9 protein-coding genes and 1 pseudogene are annotated in these 15,822 nt (G+C 76.5%); 4 read left to right on the top strand and 6 right to left on the bottom strand.

Translation table 11 applies throughout. From position 1 onward, the window contains the following. Positions 1 to 633: 633 nt before the first annotated feature. The 5 genes from ACIHAR_RS08560 to ACIHAR_RS08540 all read right to left on the bottom strand — a co-directional run bounded on the left by ACIHAR_RS08560 (position 634) and on the right by ACIHAR_RS08540 (position 6,997). Positions 634 to 1,548, bottom strand: coding sequence for an aminoglycoside phosphotransferase family protein (locus tag ACIHAR_RS08560; RefSeq protein ID WP_400018023.1), 915 nt, complete (start codon positions 1,546 to 1,548; stop codon positions 634 to 636). A 64-nt stretch (positions 1,549 to 1,612) separates the two neighbouring features. After that, a complete protein-coding gene (locus ACIHAR_RS08555) occupies positions 1,613 to 2,113 on the bottom strand; it encodes a metallophosphoesterase family protein (protein WP_388746735.1) in 501 nt (166 codons plus the stop codon). A 733-nt stretch (positions 2,114 to 2,846) separates the two neighbouring features. Continuing rightward, entirely contained in the window at positions 2,847 to 3,029 is a 183-nt protein-coding gene (locus tag ACIHAR_RS08550; RefSeq protein ID WP_365457312.1) for a hypothetical protein, read from the bottom strand. 28 nt (positions 3,030 to 3,057) lie between these two features. Continuing rightward, positions 3,058 to 3,429, bottom strand: a complete 372-nt coding sequence (locus ACIHAR_RS08545) for a DUF6479 family protein (protein WP_400018020.1) — start codon at positions 3,427 to 3,429, stop codon at positions 3,058 to 3,060. Positions 3,430 to 4,552: 1,123 nt separating this feature from the next. After that, positions 4,553 to 6,997 carry a SpoIIE family protein phosphatase gene (locus ACIHAR_RS08540; RefSeq protein ID WP_365457306.1) on the bottom strand — a complete coding sequence of 815 codons (2,445 nt, stop codon included), beginning with the start codon at positions 6,995 to 6,997 and terminating at the stop codon, positions 4,553 to 4,555. A 205-nt stretch (positions 6,998 to 7,202) separates the two neighbouring features. Here ACIHAR_RS08540 and lanKC point away from each other — a divergent pair, with 205 nt between their 5' ends. The 4 genes from lanKC (at position 7,203) to ACIHAR_RS08520 (ending at position 14,515) form a co-directional block, all read left to right on the top strand. Next, a complete protein-coding gene (gene lanKC, locus ACIHAR_RS08535) occupies positions 7,203 to 10,328 on the top strand; it encodes a class III lanthionine synthetase LanKC (RefSeq protein ID WP_400018017.1) in 3,126 nt (1,041 codons plus the stop codon). A gap of 90 nt (positions 10,329 to 10,418) precedes the next feature. After that, entirely contained in the window at positions 10,419 to 10,532 is a 114-nt protein-coding gene (locus ACIHAR_RS08530; RefSeq protein ID WP_101402521.1) for a SapB/AmfS family lanthipeptide, read from the top strand. Between the two features lie 87 nt (positions 10,533 to 10,619). Beyond that, positions 10,620 to 12,344, top strand: a complete 1,725-nt coding sequence (locus tag ACIHAR_RS08525) for an ATP-binding cassette domain-containing protein (RefSeq protein WP_400018013.1) — start codon at positions 10,620 to 10,622, stop codon at positions 12,342 to 12,344. 83 nt (positions 12,345 to 12,427) lie between these two features. Further along, the gene (locus ACIHAR_RS08520) at positions 12,428 to 14,515 is read left to right on the top strand and encodes an ATP-binding cassette domain-containing protein (RefSeq protein ID WP_400018011.1); all 2,088 of its coding nucleotides are present in this window, start codon (positions 12,428 to 12,430) and stop codon (positions 14,513 to 14,515) included. Here the strand turns inward: ACIHAR_RS08520 and ACIHAR_RS08515 are convergent. Beyond that, positions 14,438 to 15,064 (bottom strand): annotated as a pseudogene (locus tag ACIHAR_RS08515) (LuxR C-terminal-related transcriptional regulator); the annotation flags it as partial. The gene ACIHAR_RS08520 and the pseudogene ACIHAR_RS08515 sit on opposite strands and share 78 nt — an antisense overlap. Between the last annotated feature and the right edge of the window lie 758 nt (positions 15,065 to 15,822).

Here is a 15,822-nt window from a genome sequence, read left to right as displayed (position 1 = left end):
GGAGTGGGGGTCGTTCCTTCCTGGGGGGACATGGACGCAGTGCGCATCGGTGCTCCTGGATCTGCCGGTGACGGGTCCGCAGCAGTGCAGCAGAGGGACGGGCGGGGCGGCAACGGAATAAAGCACGGCGCGGGGTTCCGGGGGGCGCACTACGGGGGTGCCCGGCTGCGCGCGGCGCGGGTGGCTGCGTACGGTGCGGGGTATCCGGCTGTGCACGGCCGGAGGTATCCGGCTGCGCACGGCCGGAGGTATCCGACTGCGCACGGCGCGGGGTTCCGGGGGCGCACTACGGGGGTGCCCGGCTGCGCGCGGCGCGGGGTATCCGGCTGCGTACGGTGCAGGGTATCCGGCTGCGTACGGTGCGGGGTATCCGGCTGCGTACGGCCCGGGGATATCCGACTGCGCACGGCCGGGGGTATCCGGCTGCGCACGGCGCGGGTGCGAGTCCGGCGGGGGCCGGAAAGGAGCGGGGCGGCTCCCTCGGGTTCGCCGGGGCCTCGCAGGCCCCGGGCGTCAGCGGGTGCCGCACCGGCGGGCCGGGTGGGTGCGGCGGTCGCCGCCGGAGCCGGCGTCGCCGGCCGCTGACGGCCACGGCGGGCGAAACCCCTTTCCGCCCCCGTCCTGAGACGGCGGTCAGGCGCCGGATTCCCGGTGGTCGGCGACGATGTCGCCCAGGCGGCGCAGGGCCGCCTCGATCCGCTCCGGGTGGCCTCGGAAGTAGGGGTCGTCCGGCACGGGCAGCGAGCTCGCCACTGCCCAGCCGCGTCCCCGGGCCCAGGTGGCGTCGTCGGCGCCGACCGCCTCCCGGAACACCCCGCGCGCCTCGGCGGGCAGGAACGTCCAGGCGGGCAACAGGTCCACCGCCGGGTCGGCCACGGCGAGCGTCCCGAAGTCGATGACGGCACCGAGACGGCCGTCGCGCAGGAGGAGGTTGCCGGGGTCGAGGTCGCCGTGGATCCACACCGGCGGCTTCCGCCAGGCGGGTGCCGCGAGGGCCGCCTCCCACACCTCGGTCACCTCGTCCGTGTCCACCAGGCCGGTGCCCCTCAGCGCCTCGATCTTGGGCCGCACCCGCGCCTCGGCGGCGATGGAGTCCCGGGGATCGCCCAGGGGCACGCCCCGGAAGGCGTTGCTCTGCTCGGGCCCGGGTCCGGCGGTGGCGTCGCAGGCCTGGAGTGCGGTGAGGAAGCCGGCGAGGTCGAGGGCGGTGCGCACCGGGTCGGCCAAGGCCTCCGTGGTGGCCGTCTCCCCCTCCAGCCAGCGGTACACCGACCACGGGTAGGGGTAGCCCTCGCCGGGCACGCCCTGCGCGACCGGCTGGGAGACCGGCAGCGGCAGGTGCGGGGCGAGCCGGGGCAGCCAGCGCTGCTCGCGGGTGACCTGGCCGGTCCAGTGTGCGTACCGCGGCAGCCGTACGGACAGGTCGTCACCGAGGCGGAAGGTCGCGTTGTCCATCCCGGACCGGGGGACCGGGGCGAGGGGGAGGTGCGCCCACTGAGGGAACTGCGCGGCGAGCAGACGGCGCACGAGACTCGTGTCGATCAGCATTCCGTCCATGTCAGCGGGCGGGACGGCGGGCCGTCCACCGAATTACCGCCCGCGGCGGCGGAGTTCAGCGCGGCGGCAGCCGGTGCAGGACGACGTCCGCGAGGCGGCCGCCGTCCACCTCGGCCGTCAGGTACGTGCAGTGCGGCTGGCGCCGGCGGTCGGTCGGCGAGCCCGGGTTGAGCAGGCGCAGGCCGCCGGGGGCGGTGGTGTCCCAGGGGATGTGGCTGTGCCCGAAGACGAGGACGTCCAGATCGGGGAAACGGGCGGCGCACCGCACCTCACGGCCCTGCGCGGGCCCGGTCTCATGGACGACGCCGAAACGCAGACCGCCGAGGTCGGCGTACGCCACCTCGGGAAGACGCGCGCGCAGGTCCGGACCGTCGTTGTTGCCGTACACGGCGAGGAGCCGGCGACTGCGGTCCTCCAGCAGGTCGAGGGTGGCCGCGTCGACCCAGTCCCCGGCGTGGATCACCACGTCGGCGCGCGGAAGCTCGTCGAGCAGCGGACCGGGGAGGACCTTGGCGCGCTTGGGGAGGTGGGTGTCCGACATGATCAGGAGACGCACACTCCCAGCGTACGGCGACCGCGGCGCGGCTTCCCGGCTCGGGACGTGGGGGGGCGGGGCGGCGTTTACGGCCGCGGGCTCCGGCGCGACACGGATCGGCTCACGACCGGTGGAGCCGGCCGGCGCGGGGAGGGCGCGGCGACCGGTGGAGCCGGCCGGCGCGGGCAGGGGTCGACGTCCCGGGCTGGCGCGCGGGCCTGGCTCAACGGGGCGTACGTCCCGACGGGCGTGGGCCATCGGTGACGATCACACGTCGGCTGGCGCGGGCCGGGATTGACGGTCACGCGTCCCGGCCGACATGGACAGGCCTCCACGGGCACAGGCCCCAGCGGGCACGGACAGGGCTCACGGGCACACGTCCCGGGTGGCGCGCACCGGGTTTCACGACCGGGGGCCCCGGGTGACGCGGGGCGGCCTCAACGGTCGTACGTTCGACTGACACGAGGAAGCGGCCACAGGCTCCGGCTGGCGCGGGCCGAGCTGCAGGGCCACAGGACTGGCCGACACAGACCGGCCTCGACGACCGCGTGCCCCGGCGGGCACGGACCGGGCTCCATGGTCACCCGCCCCGCCGACGCCACCCGGCCTTCACGGCCGAGGGCCCAGGCCGACACGGCCCCGACCGGCGCGGGGCCTCCATGGTCACGGGCACCGGCCGACACGAATCCGCCCTCGACGGCCGCAGGCCCTCGCAGGCGCGGGCCGGGCGAGCGGCCCGAGGGTCCTCTGCCGCTCAGTCCTCACCCCTGACGATGTTTCCCTCCGGGCCCGAGCGCATCCCCGGCGTGGTGCCGGGGACCTCCACTGCCGGCAGGCAGGTGCGCAACGCGGCGTCGCCGCGGCGTAGGCGGCGGGCCCTGGCCCAGCCCGTCTCGGGCCGGCGTATGGCGGGTTTCTCCTCGAGGTGCGAGGTCACGGCGGTTCATCACCTTTCTCGGTCACGGTCAACGGGCACCGGGGCCGCCGCTGCCGAACGAGCCGCTGGAGCCGCGATCCCAGCGCGGGCGGCTCTGGTCGTCGCCGTCCCGGCTGCCGGTGGGCCGCAGCTCGTGCGGGGTGAGGCGTTCACCGTCCGCCGACTGCGGCATCTCGTTCGGTACGCGTGCCCGGTGGGTCTCACGGACCGGGCCCGAGGCGGGCATCTGCGGCTGTTCGTGGGGCTGCGGGGGCGCGGGCTCCCGCCCGCGTACCCGGATGCCCAGCCGAACGGCCCAGATCAGGGCGCCGACGAGCACAACACCGACAACGACGAACGCGACGAAGGCCAGCGCGGACCTCCCGGTGGCCGCCAGGTAGGCGGTGGCGATGGTGTCCATGGACCGCGAGTACCCTCCTCGCGCCGAAGGACACGCGGCCCGCGCGCCCCGGACGCGCGCCGGAGCCGCCCGCGGCGCGACGAGTGCCGAGCCTCCCGGCCCGGGCACGCCCGGGCCGGGCACCTGGACCGGGCGGGTCGGGCGGTGTGCGGCCGGTCGATGCGCACTGCCGGCCCTGGCACTGGTGCGGCCCGGACCGCACAGTCCACGGCGCACGGCCGACCGACAGCACCTGCGGGGACGGGGCGCGCGGAACGGTCAGGGACGTCTGGAGGCACGGCGGGGCCCGGAGCGGCAAGCTCGGCGGTGTGCGGCCGGTCGATGCGCACTACCGGCCCTGGCACTGCGTGCGGCCCGGACCGCACAGTCCACGGCGCACGGCCGACCGACAGCACCTGCGGGGACGGAGCGCGCGGAACGGTCAGGGACGTCTGGAGGCACGGCGGGGCCCGGAGCGGCAAGCTCGGCGGTGTGCGGCCGGTCGGGCGACACCTGCGCGCACCGCGTGGGGTCGCGGAGCCGCACGATCCACGGCACGCCGGTCGGTCAGGCGGTGTCCTGAGGGCCCGGCGGGCACCGTGGCCGCCGAAGCGGCGGCACGCGCCGGTCGAGCAGGACGTGCGCGCATGGCCTGGGCCCGGCACGGCCAACGGCGCGGACGGCCAGGCAGCATCCTGCGGGCACGGCCGGACCCGAAGCCGTGACAGCGGCGACATGGGGCCGGGCGAGCGACACCCGCACGCACCTCCGGACGGCCGGGGCCCGGCCCGCACGGCCCAGACCGCGCAGTCAGCCAGGCTGCACCTGCCGGTACGTGGGAGCCCAACCCACTGTCCACGGCTCACGGCCGGCCGGGCAGCACCCGTGCGGGCGGCCGGTGCGCGGCGAACCGACCCGCAGCGCGCGCCAGTCGGCCACGCAGCACCTGCCGGCACCCCAGTGGGCCACCCATGCGATGCGCGGCGCGCGCGGCAGCCGGGCAGCGCCTGCGCGGCACCGAAGCGCACGCGCGCCCCCGTAGCGCACGCGCGCGGCCCCGCTGACCGTCCACGGCGCGTGGACGGTCGTGCGGTGTCTGCGGGCGGGAGGGGGCCGACGGCCGTGGGGGCGGGCTGAGCGCGGCTCACTCCTGCAGTGGCAGTTCGCTCCATACCTGTTTGCCGCCGCTGACCGGCACGGTGCCCCAGGTGTCGGACACGGCCTCCACGAGGAGGATGCCGCGGCCGCCGGTGGCCTCCCAGCCGAGGCTGGTGGGTTTGACGGGGGTGCGGGGGGACGCGTCGGTGACGGCGACGCGCAGGCGGTGGTTGATCATGGTGAGGTCGAGGCGTACCTGGCCGTCGGTGTGCACGAGGGCGTTGGTGACGAGTTCGGAGACGACGAGCAGGGCGGCATCCATGGCGTCGTCGGAGACGCCCCAGGCGCGCAGGGTGCGCCGGGTGAAGCGGCGGGCGTGCCGGGCGGCCTCGGGCACCCGCCACACCGTCCAGCCCTCGCGCAGGGGCTTCACGGCCATGCCGTCGTAGCGCAGCAGGAGCAGGGCCACGTCGTCCCCGCGGTGGGCGTTGCCGAGCAGGGCGTCGGCGACGAGGCCCAGGTGGGCGGGGTCGGAGGCGGACAGTCCGCGGGCGAGGCGCTCCAGGCCCGCGTCGATGTCGGACTCGGCGGACTCGATCAGGCCGTCGGTGGTCAGGGCGAGGACGGTGCCGGGCAGCAGTCGCAGCGGGGTCATCGGGAAGTCGGCCTGGGTGACCACGCCGAGCGGGGGGCCGCCTTCGGACTCGGCGATGTCGGTTGATCCGTCCGGGTGACGCAGGACGGGCGGCGGGTGGCCGGCGCGGACGCACCAGGCGGTGCCGGCCTCCATGTCGAGGTCGACGTAGCAGCAGGTGGCGAAGAGGTCGGTCTCCATCTCCAGCAGCAGCCGGTTGGCGTGGGCGACCACCACGTCCGGCGGGTGGCCCTCGGCGGCGTAGGCGCGCAGGGCGGTGCGCATCTGGCCCATGAGGGTGGCGGCGGCGGTGCTGTGGCCCTGGACGTCGCCGATGATGAGGGCGACGTGGTTGTCGGGCAGCGGGATGACGTCGTACCAGTCGCCGCCGACCTCCAGGCCGGCGGTGGCGGGCAGGTAGCGGGCGACGGCGACCGCGCCGGGGAGCTTGGGCAGGCGGCGGGGCAGGAGCTGGCGCTGGAGCATGCCGACGAGTTCGTGTTCGGCGTCGAAGGCGTGGGCGCGCATCAGGGCCTGTCCGGCGAGGCCGGCGGAGGCGGTGAGCAGGGCGCGTTCGTCGGGGCCGAAGACGTGCGGGGCGTCCCAGCCGATGAGGCAGGCGCCGGCCATGCGGCCCGCGGCGGGCAGCGGGAGCACGGCGAGGCCGCCGGGGCCGACCTCGGCGAGGGCGGGTTCCAGGGCCGTGCCGGCGGGCCAGATCTGGGCGCGGCCCTCGCGCAGCGCGGCGGCGAGGGTGGGCATGGCGCGCACGGGTGCGTCGGGCCATTCGGTGCGCCACTCCAGCCGCCACAGCTCGGGCCAGGCCTCGGGTTCGGGCGGGTCGAGGACGGTGACGACGAGGCGCTCGTTCTCCAGCTCGGCCAGGGCGATCCGGTCGGCCCGCAGCGGTACGCGCAGGGAGGAGACGACGGCCTGGCTGACGTCGCGGACGGTGCCGGCGGTGGCGAGCGCGGCGGCCAGGCGCTGGACGCGGGCCACGTCGGTGACGTCCGAGCGCAGGGTGGAGGCGTCGGCGACGGTGCCGACGAGGCGGGCGGGGAGCCCTTCGCCGCCGGGCAGGAGCCGGCCGCGCAGCCGCAACCACCGGGGCGGGCCGGCGGGCCGCAGCACCCGGAACTCCAGCTCGCGCTCGCCGATCGACATGTGGTCGGCCTCGACCACCGACATCAACGAGGGCAGGTCCTCGGGGACGGTGAGGCCGAGGAGGCTCTCCACACGGCCGTCGAACTCCTCCCTCCGCAGGCCGAACAGCTCCAGGATCTCGTCGCCGACCTCCACGCGGCCGGTGTCCATGGCGAGGCTGAAGGTGTCGGCCGGGAGTTCCTCGCCCTCTGCCCGCGCGGCGGGAGCGGGGAGGGCGATCGCCTCGGCGACGAGTCCCAGGCACGCGCGGTCGTCGCTGTCGAAGCCGTCGGGGCTCTCGCTCACGGCGAGCAGGCAGCCGCCGGCCCCGTCGTGCACGGGCAGGGCGGCGAGGTGGACGTCCCGGGCGGGCATCCGCCGCGCGTCGGCGCCGTCGGCGAGGTCGTCGGGGCCCAGCCACACGGGCCGCCCGCCGCGGTGGGCGTCGGCGGCCGGGGATTGCCCGTCGACGGCGTAGCTCTCGCGCAGCCCGTAGAGGGTTCTCGGCACGCCGGCGGTGTCGGCCAGGCAGAGGAGGTCGCCGTCGTCGCTGGACGTGTAGACGGCGGCGAGGGTCGCGCCCCCGAAGACGAGTGCCTGTTCGAGGACGCGGTGCACCCGCGCGGATGACACGGGATCGGCTGTGATCGTTTTGAGGGCAAGTTCGGCACGCAGTGTTCGCGTTCTGCGCCCCGACGCACCCTGACTGACCACGTCCGTATTACAGCGCTTATGAGACGTTCGCGCAGCCCCTGTGACCGTTCGACGGAGGCCGGAGGGAGATCGTGCGAGGTCCGGATCGAAACGCGCCGAACATGTCTTTACCCGTGCGTTCCGCACGGCGATCTCGTGACAGCCGTGACTGTCGGCGTCCCGCGCCCCGCTGGAAGTCTCGTGGTCGACCACGGAGGGGGACGCAGTGGACAAGCGGTACGAGGTGTACGCGCTGGCGGACGCCCACTTCTACGAGACGCCCGATCGGTTGGCGGGCGCCGGGGAGGCGGCGCCGCTCTACGCGACGGCGCGCCGGGCGGTGCCCGAGGGCTGGGAGGCGACGCGTGTCGGTGACTGGCTGACGCTGTCGCCGCTCGGCCCGGACGGGACGCCCGCCGCGGGGCCGGCCCAGGGCTGGAAGATCCACGCTTCGGCCACTCGGGCGAACGCGGAGGAGATCGCGGCGGCCGTGTGGGACTACTGCGTCCCGCGCCGCATCCCGTTCAAGTTCGTGCCGGGCCCGCATCTGCTGCACCTGCGCAACACCAAGTACGCCGCCCGCGACTCCAGCGGCAAGTTCGTCACCGTCTACCCGGCCGACGAGGAGCAGCTGCACACGGTGCTGTCGGAGCTCGGCGCCCTGCTGAAGGGCTTCGAGGGGCCGTACATCCTCACCGACCTGCGCTGGGGCGACGGCCCGCTGTACGTGCGCTACGGGGCGTTCGCGCGGAGGTTCGTCGTCGACGAGCGCGGCTCCCTGGTGCCGGCGGTGCTGGACGGCGACGGGCGGCTGGTGCCGGACCGGCGGGCGCCGTCCTTCCAGGTGCCCGAGTGGGTGACGCTGCCCGCGTTCCTGGAGCCGCACCTGGCGGCCCGCAACACCACGACGGTGGGCGAGCTGCCGTACCGCATCGAGAAGGCGCTGCACTTCTCCAACGGCGGCGGGGTCTACGCGGGAACCGACCTGCGCGACGGGCGCAAGGTGGTGCTCAAGGAGGGGCGCCCCCACGCGGGGCTGGCCTCCGACGGAGCGGACGCCATCGCCCGGCTGGAGCGCGAGAAGCGCGCGCTGGAGGCGGTGTCGGGCACGGGCGTGGTGCCCGAGGTGCGCGACTGGTTCACGCTCGGCGACCACCGTTTCCTGGTGATGGACTTCGTCGAGGGGCGCCCCCTCAACGCGTTCTTCGCCGAACGGCACCCGCTGCTCTCCCCGGACCCGGCCCCGGGCGCCGTCGCCGCGTACACGACGTGGGCGGTGCGGATCCACCGGGCGGTGGAACGGGCGGTGGAGAAGGTGCACGCGCGCGGGATCGTCTTCAACGACCTGCACGTCTTCAACGTCATGGTGGCGCCCGACGAGGAGTCGGTGTTCCTGATCGACTTCGAGGCGGCGGCCCGGGCCGAGGAGAACGGCCGCCAGGTGGTGGCGCACCCCGGCTTCTTCGCCCCTGCGGACCGCCGGGGCGCCGAGGTCGACCGGTACGCCCTGGCCTGTCTGCGGCTCGCCCTGTTCCTGCCGGTCACCACCCTGTTCGTCGTCGACCGGGGCAAGGCCGCCCACCTGGCCGAGGTGATCGCGGAGCAGTTCCCGGACGTGCCGCGGGACTTCCTGGACGAGGCGGTCGCGGAGATCACCCGGGCCCCGTCCGAGCGGGGCGGGCCGGTCACCGGCGGAGCCGGGACCGGTGCGCGGTCGACGGTTCCGGCCGTCCCGGCGGTCCCCTCGGTCCCGGCCTCCCGGGTGGAACCGGGCGACTGGCCGCACAGCAGGGACTCCATGGTCAAGGCGATCCTCGCCTCGGCGACTCCGGAACGCGACGACCGGCTCTTCCCCGGGGACGTCGCCCAGTTCTCCGACGGCGGCGGCCTCGGCCTCGCCCACGGCGCGGCGGGGGTGCTCTACGCGCTCGCGGCGACCGGCGCCGACCGTTACGACGAGGGTGAGCTCTGGCTGCTGGACCACACCGCCCCCGCTCCCACCGGCACCCCGCTCGGCTTCTACGACGGACTCGCGGGCGTCGCCCACGTCCTCGACCTGCTCGGACACCGGCAGCGGGCCCTGGACCTGGTCGACGGCATCCTGCGCGAACGCTGGCAGAACCTGTCCTCCGACCTGCACGGCGGTCTGGCCGGCCTCGGCCTGGTCCTCGGACACCTCGCGCACATGACCGGCGAGCCGGAACTGCGCGAGCGGGCCGAGGAGGCGGCCGACATCCTCGTCCGCCGCCTGGCCGAACCCGCCGCGGGAGCGCCCCGGCGGCGGGCCGGGTTGCTGCGGGGCGCGAGCGGGCCCGCGCTGTTCCTGCTGCGTCACTACGAGGCGACCGGAGAGCGGGCGCTGCTCGATGCCGCGGCGAGCGCGCTGCGCCGGGATCTGGAGTGCTGCGTGGAGCGCGAGAACGGTGCGCTGGAGGTCGACGAGGGGTGGCGGACGATGCCGTACCTCGGCGACGGGAGCGTGGGGGTCGGCCTGGTGCTCGACGAGTACCTGGCCGCGGCCGCGGGCGGCCCCTGGACCAGCCCGTACGACTCCGAGCCGCCCGGCGGGGCCGCCCGGGGCGGGCGATCGGCGACCGGGGGCGCCCAGTCGCCGGCCGGCGCCGACGGGCCCACGACCGGGGGCACGAGGCCACCGGCCGCAGACGACGGGCGAACGATCCCGGGCGACGAGCGAACGACCGCAGGCGGCAGGCCGGGCCACGCGAACACCGGGACGGCAGCCGCGGACGACAGGCCCGCGACCCCGGGCGCCCTGTCGGCGACCCGCGCCGACGCGCGCGCGGCCGCGGACGACAGGCGAGCGACCGCGGTCGGCGGGCCCGGCCACGGGAGCACCGGGCCGACGTCCGAAGGCGCCGGGCCGGCGGCCGGGAGGGGTGGGCCGGCGGCCCGGAGCGCCGGGCCGGTGATCGGCGGCGACGGGCGCGTGGCCGGCAGCGGCGGCCCGGGGGCGGAGCGGGCCGCCGGGAACGGCGCGCACACCGCCGACGCGTTCGAGCGCGCCCGCGCCGGGATCGTCACCGCCGCCACCTCGCGCTTCTATGCGCAGCCCGGTCTCTTCCAGGGCCGCGCCGGCATGATCCTCCACCTGGCCCGCACCACCGCGCCCGGCGCCACGCGGGCCCGGCTGGAGCGGCAGATCGACGGACTGGGCTGGCTCGCCATGTCCTACCAGGGCCAACTGGCCTTCCCCGGGCACCAGATGATGCGGCTGTCCATGGACCTCGCCACCGGAACGGCGGGCTGTCTGCTCGCGCTCGCCGCGGCCCTCGACGAGGGCGCCGGCGCACACCTGCCCTTCCTCCCGCCGCCACACCGGCGGCCCCACTGACGCGGCTCCGCGACGGACGGAGCCGTGGCCCAACCCCGTCCCCACGGGACGAACCATCCGAAAGCACGAAACGGACGAAAGGACACCACGATGGCCCTGCTCGACCTGCAGACGATGGAATCCGACGAGCACACCGGCGGCGGCAACAGCACCGTCAGCCTGCTGTCCTGCATCAGCGCGGCGAGCGTCCTGCTCTGTCTCTGACGCGCACCGCGTGATCGACGCCCCGGGCGGCTTCCCCGTGAGGGAGGAGCCGCCCGGGGTCCGCCCCTCCCCAGGAAGGACGTCCCGGTGGAGCGGACCACCCGTGAGCTGCTCGGCGCGGCGACCCGGCACAGCGGGCCGCACTGCGCGGTCCTGGCCCTGGTGGGCGTGGCGGCGACCGGCGCCGGGCTGCTGCTGCCCGTCGCCCTGGGCCGCGCCCTCGACCTGCTGCTCGCCCACGCCCCCGCGACCCGCTGGGTGCTGTGCTGCGCGGGCCTCGTCCTGCTGCTGACCCTGCTCGACGCCGTCGAGACCGTGCTCGCCGGCACCGTGGACGCCCGCAGCACCGCCTTCCTGCGCCGCCGGGTGACCGGCCACGCCCTGGCCGTGGGTCCACGCCTCACCCTCCGCATCGGTTCCGGCGACCTCGTCGCGCGGCTCGTCGGCAACGCCGCCCAGGCCGGCACGTCACCGGCCGCCCGCGCCGCGCTCCTGGCCGCGCTCGCCGGGCCCGTCGGCGGTGTGGTGGCGCTGGCCCTGATCGACCCGTGGCTCGCGGCCGTGTTCCTCGCCGGCGCCCCCGTCCTGACCCTTCTCCTGCGCGGCCTCGCCCGCGACACGTCCGCCTGCGTCGCGGACTACCAGCGGGTGCAGGGCCGGATCGCGGCCGCGCTCACCGAGGCGGTCGCGGGCGTGCGCACCATCCGGGCGGCCGGTACGGCGGACCGGGACACGGCTCGCGTCCTGCGCCCGCTGCCCGAACTGGGCCGGGCGGGCCGGCGCATGTGGCACGTCCAGGGGCGGGCGGCGGCGCAGGCCGTCGCCGTGGCCCCGCTGCTGCACCTTGGAGTCGTCGCCGTGGCGGGTCTCCTCCTCGCCCGGCACCGCCTCACCGCGGGCGACGTCCTCGCGGCCTCCCGCTACGCCGTCCTCGCCACCGGAGTGGGCGTGCTGGTCGGCCGGCTCTCCGGCCTGGTCCGCGCCCGTACGGCGGCCGACCGCCTCGGCGAGGTCCTGGCGCACCCGGCGCCCGGGTACGGCGAGCGGCGCCTCCCGCCGGACGCGCCGGGGCGTCTGGAGCTGCGCGGGGTGACCGCGCGGCGCGGCGGGCGCGCGGTGCTCGACGGCGTCGACCTGGTCGTGCCCGGCGGGACGACCCTCGCCGTCGTGGGCCGCTCCGGCTCGGGCAAGTCGCTGCTGGCCGCGCTGGCCGGACGTCTCGCCGACCCGGACGCCGGGGAGATCCTCCTCGACGGCGTTCCCCTGCCGGCCCTGTCCCGGGCCGAGCTGCGCGCGGCCGTCGCCCACGCCTTCGACCGTCCCGTCCTCCTCGGCACGACCGTCGAGGACACGATCGGCCTCGGCCTGCGCCGCCCCTCCCCCGCCCGGGTCCGGGCGGCGGCCCGAACGGCCCGCGCGGACGACTTCGTCCGCCGCCTGCCCGCCGGGTACGCCACACCCTGTGCCGAGGCCCCGCACTCCGGCGGCGAGGCCCAACGCCTGGGCCTCGCCCGGGCCTTCGCCCACGGCGGCCGCCTCCTCGTCCTCGACGACGCCCTCTCCAGCCTCGACACGGTCACCGAACACCAGGTCACGGAGGCGGTGTTCGGCCGCGCCGCCACCGGCACACGGCTGGTGGTGGCCCACCGCGCGACCACGGCCGCCCGCGCCGACGCGGTGGCGTGGCTGGACGGGGGGCGGGTGCGCGCGGTGGGGACGCACGCGCAGTTGTGGCGGGAACGCGGGTATCGGGCGGTGTTCGGGGCGGGCGGGGAACGCGGCCCGGCCGACGCGGCGGGGGCGCGCGGGTGAGGGCGCGGGGCGGAGGGAGCCGGCCGCCGCGCGAGGGCGGGTACGCCGGAGCCGGCGGCCCGGACCGGCTCCGGCGGCGGGCGGTGCGCTTCCTGCGCGCCCGCCCCCGCGTCCTGCTGCGGCTCGCGGGCTGGTCCGTCCTCGAGGCCGGGCAGACGTTCCTTCTCGGGTACGCCCTGGCACGGGCGCTGGACGAGGGCTTCCTGGCGGGACGGGCCGACGTGGGGCTCGGGTGGCTGGCGGTGGCCGGGGCCGGAACCCTGGTCGGCGCGTACGGGACCGGCCGGGTGTACCGGGCGGTCGCGGCGCTCGTGGAGCCGCTGCGGGACCGGCTCGTCACCCGGGTGGTGGAGCGGGGGGTGCGGGACGGGGACGGCGGGGCGCTGTCGGGCCTCACCCAGCAGGTGGAGATCGCCCGCGACACCTTCGCGGGCCTGGTGATGGTCTCCCGGTCGTTCCTCTTCACGTCCGCGGGCGCGCTGGTGGGCCTGCTCTCCCTCGGCCCGCCTCTCCTCCTGGTCGTCCTGCCCCCGCTCGCCGCCGGTGTGGGGCTCTTCGTGGCGACCCTGCGTCCGCTCGCGCGACGCCAGGAGGAGTTCCTGGCCGCCGACGAGGCCCTGGCGGGCGGTCTGGGAGTCGTCTGCCCGGGGCTGCGGGACGTCACCGCCGCGGGCGCGGAGGAGCGGATCGCCGGGGACCTCGGCGCGCTCGTCGACGCCGAGTCGCGGGCGGCCCGCTCGCTGGCCCGCTGGGGTGTCGCCCGTGTGGCCTGTCTCGCGATCGGCGGGCATCTGCCCGTCGTCCTGCTCCTCGCCGGTGCCCCCTGGCTCCTCGCCCACGGCACCACCCCGGGCGCCCTGGTGGGCGCCCTCGCCTACGTCACCCAGTCCCTCCTTCCCGCGCTCGGCAACCTCATCCACGGCCTGGGCACGAGCGGCTCCCGGCTGACGGTGGTGCTCCGGCGGCTCGCTCCGGCCGGCGAGCCGACCGGCCCCGCACCGAGCCACGGGGGCGGGGCGACCGCCGTAGGAGGAGCCGCGGGTGGCCGTGCCGCCGGGGCGCCGGGGGTGCCCTCGCCCGAGCGGAGCCAGGAGGGGAGCAGAGCGGGCGACGGAACATCGCCCGCCGTGGCGAAACCGGGGGTGGGTCAGGCACGCCGCAGCGCCGGGCCGGCCCGGCCGGCGGTGACCCCGGCGTCCGCGGGCGACCGGCGCCCCCGGCCACCGCACCCTCCGGGTACGCGTCCCCCCGGCGAGGCGGGAGGCGCCGCACGGCCCACGACGGACGCCCCGCCACCCCGCCCTTCACCCCCCGCCTTCTCCCTCGCCTCCGTCACCTTCGCCTACGGCCCCGCCTCCGCCCCCGTCGTCGACGACCTGAGCCTCGACCTGCCGGCCGGCGGCCACCTGGCCGTCGTGGGGCCGAGCGGAAGCGGCAAGTCCACGCTGGCCGCACTGCTCGCGGGACTGCTGGAGCCGGGGCGGGGCACGGTGCGGGTCCACGGGCGGCCGGTGGCGGAGGCCACCGCGTGGCGGGTGCTCGTCCCGCAGGAGGCGTACGTCTTCGGCGGCACCCTGGCCGAGAACCTCGCGTATCTGCGGGCGGATGGCGTGCCCGAGGCCGAGATGCTCGCGGCGGCCGAGGCCGTGGGGCTCACTCCGCTCCTCGACCGGCTGGGCGGACCGGAGGCCGTGGTGGAGCCGGCCGCGCTGTCCGCGGGCGAGCGGCAGCTGATCGCGCTCACGCGCGCCCACCTGGCGCACGCCCCGCTGGCCCTGCTGGACGAGGCGACCTGTCATCTGGACCCGGAGGCGGAGGAAAGGGCGGAGCGGGCCTTCACCGAGCGGCCGGGCGGCACACTCCTGGTCGTGGCGCACCGGATCAGCTCGGCCCGGCGCGCGGAGCGGGTGCTGGTCATGGACGGGCCGCGCACCGCGTACGGAACGCATGCCGAGGTGCTGCGCCGCTCCGCGCTCTACCGCGCGCTGGTCGGCCGGTGGGAACCTCCCTCACAGCCAGCCCTGCCCCTGCGAGATGCGGATGGCGTCGATGCGGTTGCGGGCGCCGGTCTTGCGGGTGATGGCCGCCATGTAGTTGCGCACGGTCCCGTGGGACAGGTGCAGGCTCCCGGCGATCTCCGCGACGGAGGCGCCCTCGGCCGCGAGGGTTAGCACGCTCAGCTCCCGCCGGGTCAGCGGCATTTCGGCGGCCTTGAGGAAGCCGAAGCCCAGCGACTCGCTGACGAAACGTTCCCCCAGGGCGACCCGACGGATGCCGTGCAGCAGTTGTTCCGGTGACCCCGCCTTGTCGACGTAGCCGAGCGCCCCCGCCTCCAGGGCCCGTTTCAGCAGGCCGGGCCTGTTCGCAGCGGCAAGGACGAGAAGGCGCGGCGGTGTCTGACCCGCGCCGCGCGGTAACAGGTCGCCCAAAGGCGGGATGCCGTACGTGCCCGAGCAGTCGAGGTCGGCCGCGCAGACGTCCGGCCGCAGGGACCGGGCGCGGCCCGCGGCGCTGTGCCACGGCGTGTCGTCCACGTGCAGGTCGGGCTGCCCGGACAGCCACTGCGCAAGGACCGATCGCACCAGACACCCGTCGTGCACCAGAAGTACCCGGATCAATGCCCGCCCCTTCGACTCACTCTGTTCCGTCGGTTCCGTGGTGGTGAGAGCGTGCCCATTGTTGGCTGCCGGGATCGTTTCTGGACGCGAAGAACCGGCCATCGGGATGCGCGGGGGCGCACGTGCGGCGCCTGTACGCCGCCACGCGCATCGACTGTGGGGGCATGGTCACGCGCCGACGGGGTACAGCCGGGCGCCCGTAGTGCCGTTCGCCGAGCGCTCGGGACCTTCAGGAGGCGGAGCTCGCCGCCTGACGACGCCACGGGCGGCCAACGGCCACTGCTCGCCCCCGTCCTGCCGGGGGCCGGACGGGCGGAGCAGACGTACATCCCGACTCCACTGCGGCCGAGAAGCGCTGATGAGGTGTCAGCCGGAGCCGGGGCGACCCGGGGACCGGCCCGCAGGTCGGCCGCGACGAGCCTCGGGCGGGCGGAAGGGCGGCGGCCCGGACGGGCGGGCGAGCGTCGTCGGCCCACGGGGCGGAGGACAGAGGGGCACAGACGAGGGGGGCACGGCGAGCGGCCGGGCAGGGAGGCGTCGTCGGCCCAACGGGGCGCGGTGGCCTGACGTGTAAAGGCCGACGCGCGGAGGGCGGAGGCCGGCGGGGCAGGCGGGCGTCGTCGGCCCAACGGCGTTGGCCGGACGGGCAAAGACGGACGCGGGAAGGGCGGAGGCCGGCCGGGCAGGCGGGCGTCGTCGGCCCAACGGGGCGCGGTGGCCTGACGTGTAAAGGCGGACACGGGAAGGGCGGAGGCCGGCCGGGCAGGGAGGCGTCGTCGGCCCAACCGGGGGGAGCCGGACGGCCTCGGGGCCGACGGTTGTCCGTCGGCGGAACGCGGCGGTCCGGCCCTCCCGCCGGA

This window comes from Streptomyces sp. NPDC052016 (assembly GCF_044548445.1).
In the GTDB taxonomy this organism is placed as follows: domain Bacteria; phylum Actinomycetota; class Actinomycetes; order Streptomycetales; family Streptomycetaceae; genus Streptomyces.
Note: the sequence above shows the minus strand (reverse complement) of the source record. Positions and strands in the feature narration are given on the sequence as shown.

Coding starts and splice junctions, on each gene's coding strand:
- ACIHAR_RS08560 (WP_400018023.1), bottom strand. CDS start 1,548: ATGCTGATCGACACGAGTCTCGTGCGCCGTCTGCTCGCCGCGCAGTTC.
- ACIHAR_RS08545 (WP_400018020.1), bottom strand. CDS start 3,429: ATGGACACCATCGCCACCGCCTACCTGGCGGCCACCGGGAGGTCCGCG.
- ACIHAR_RS08530 (WP_101402521.1), top strand. CDS start 10,419: ATGGCCCTGCTCGACCTGCAGACGATGGAATCCGACGAGCACACCGGC.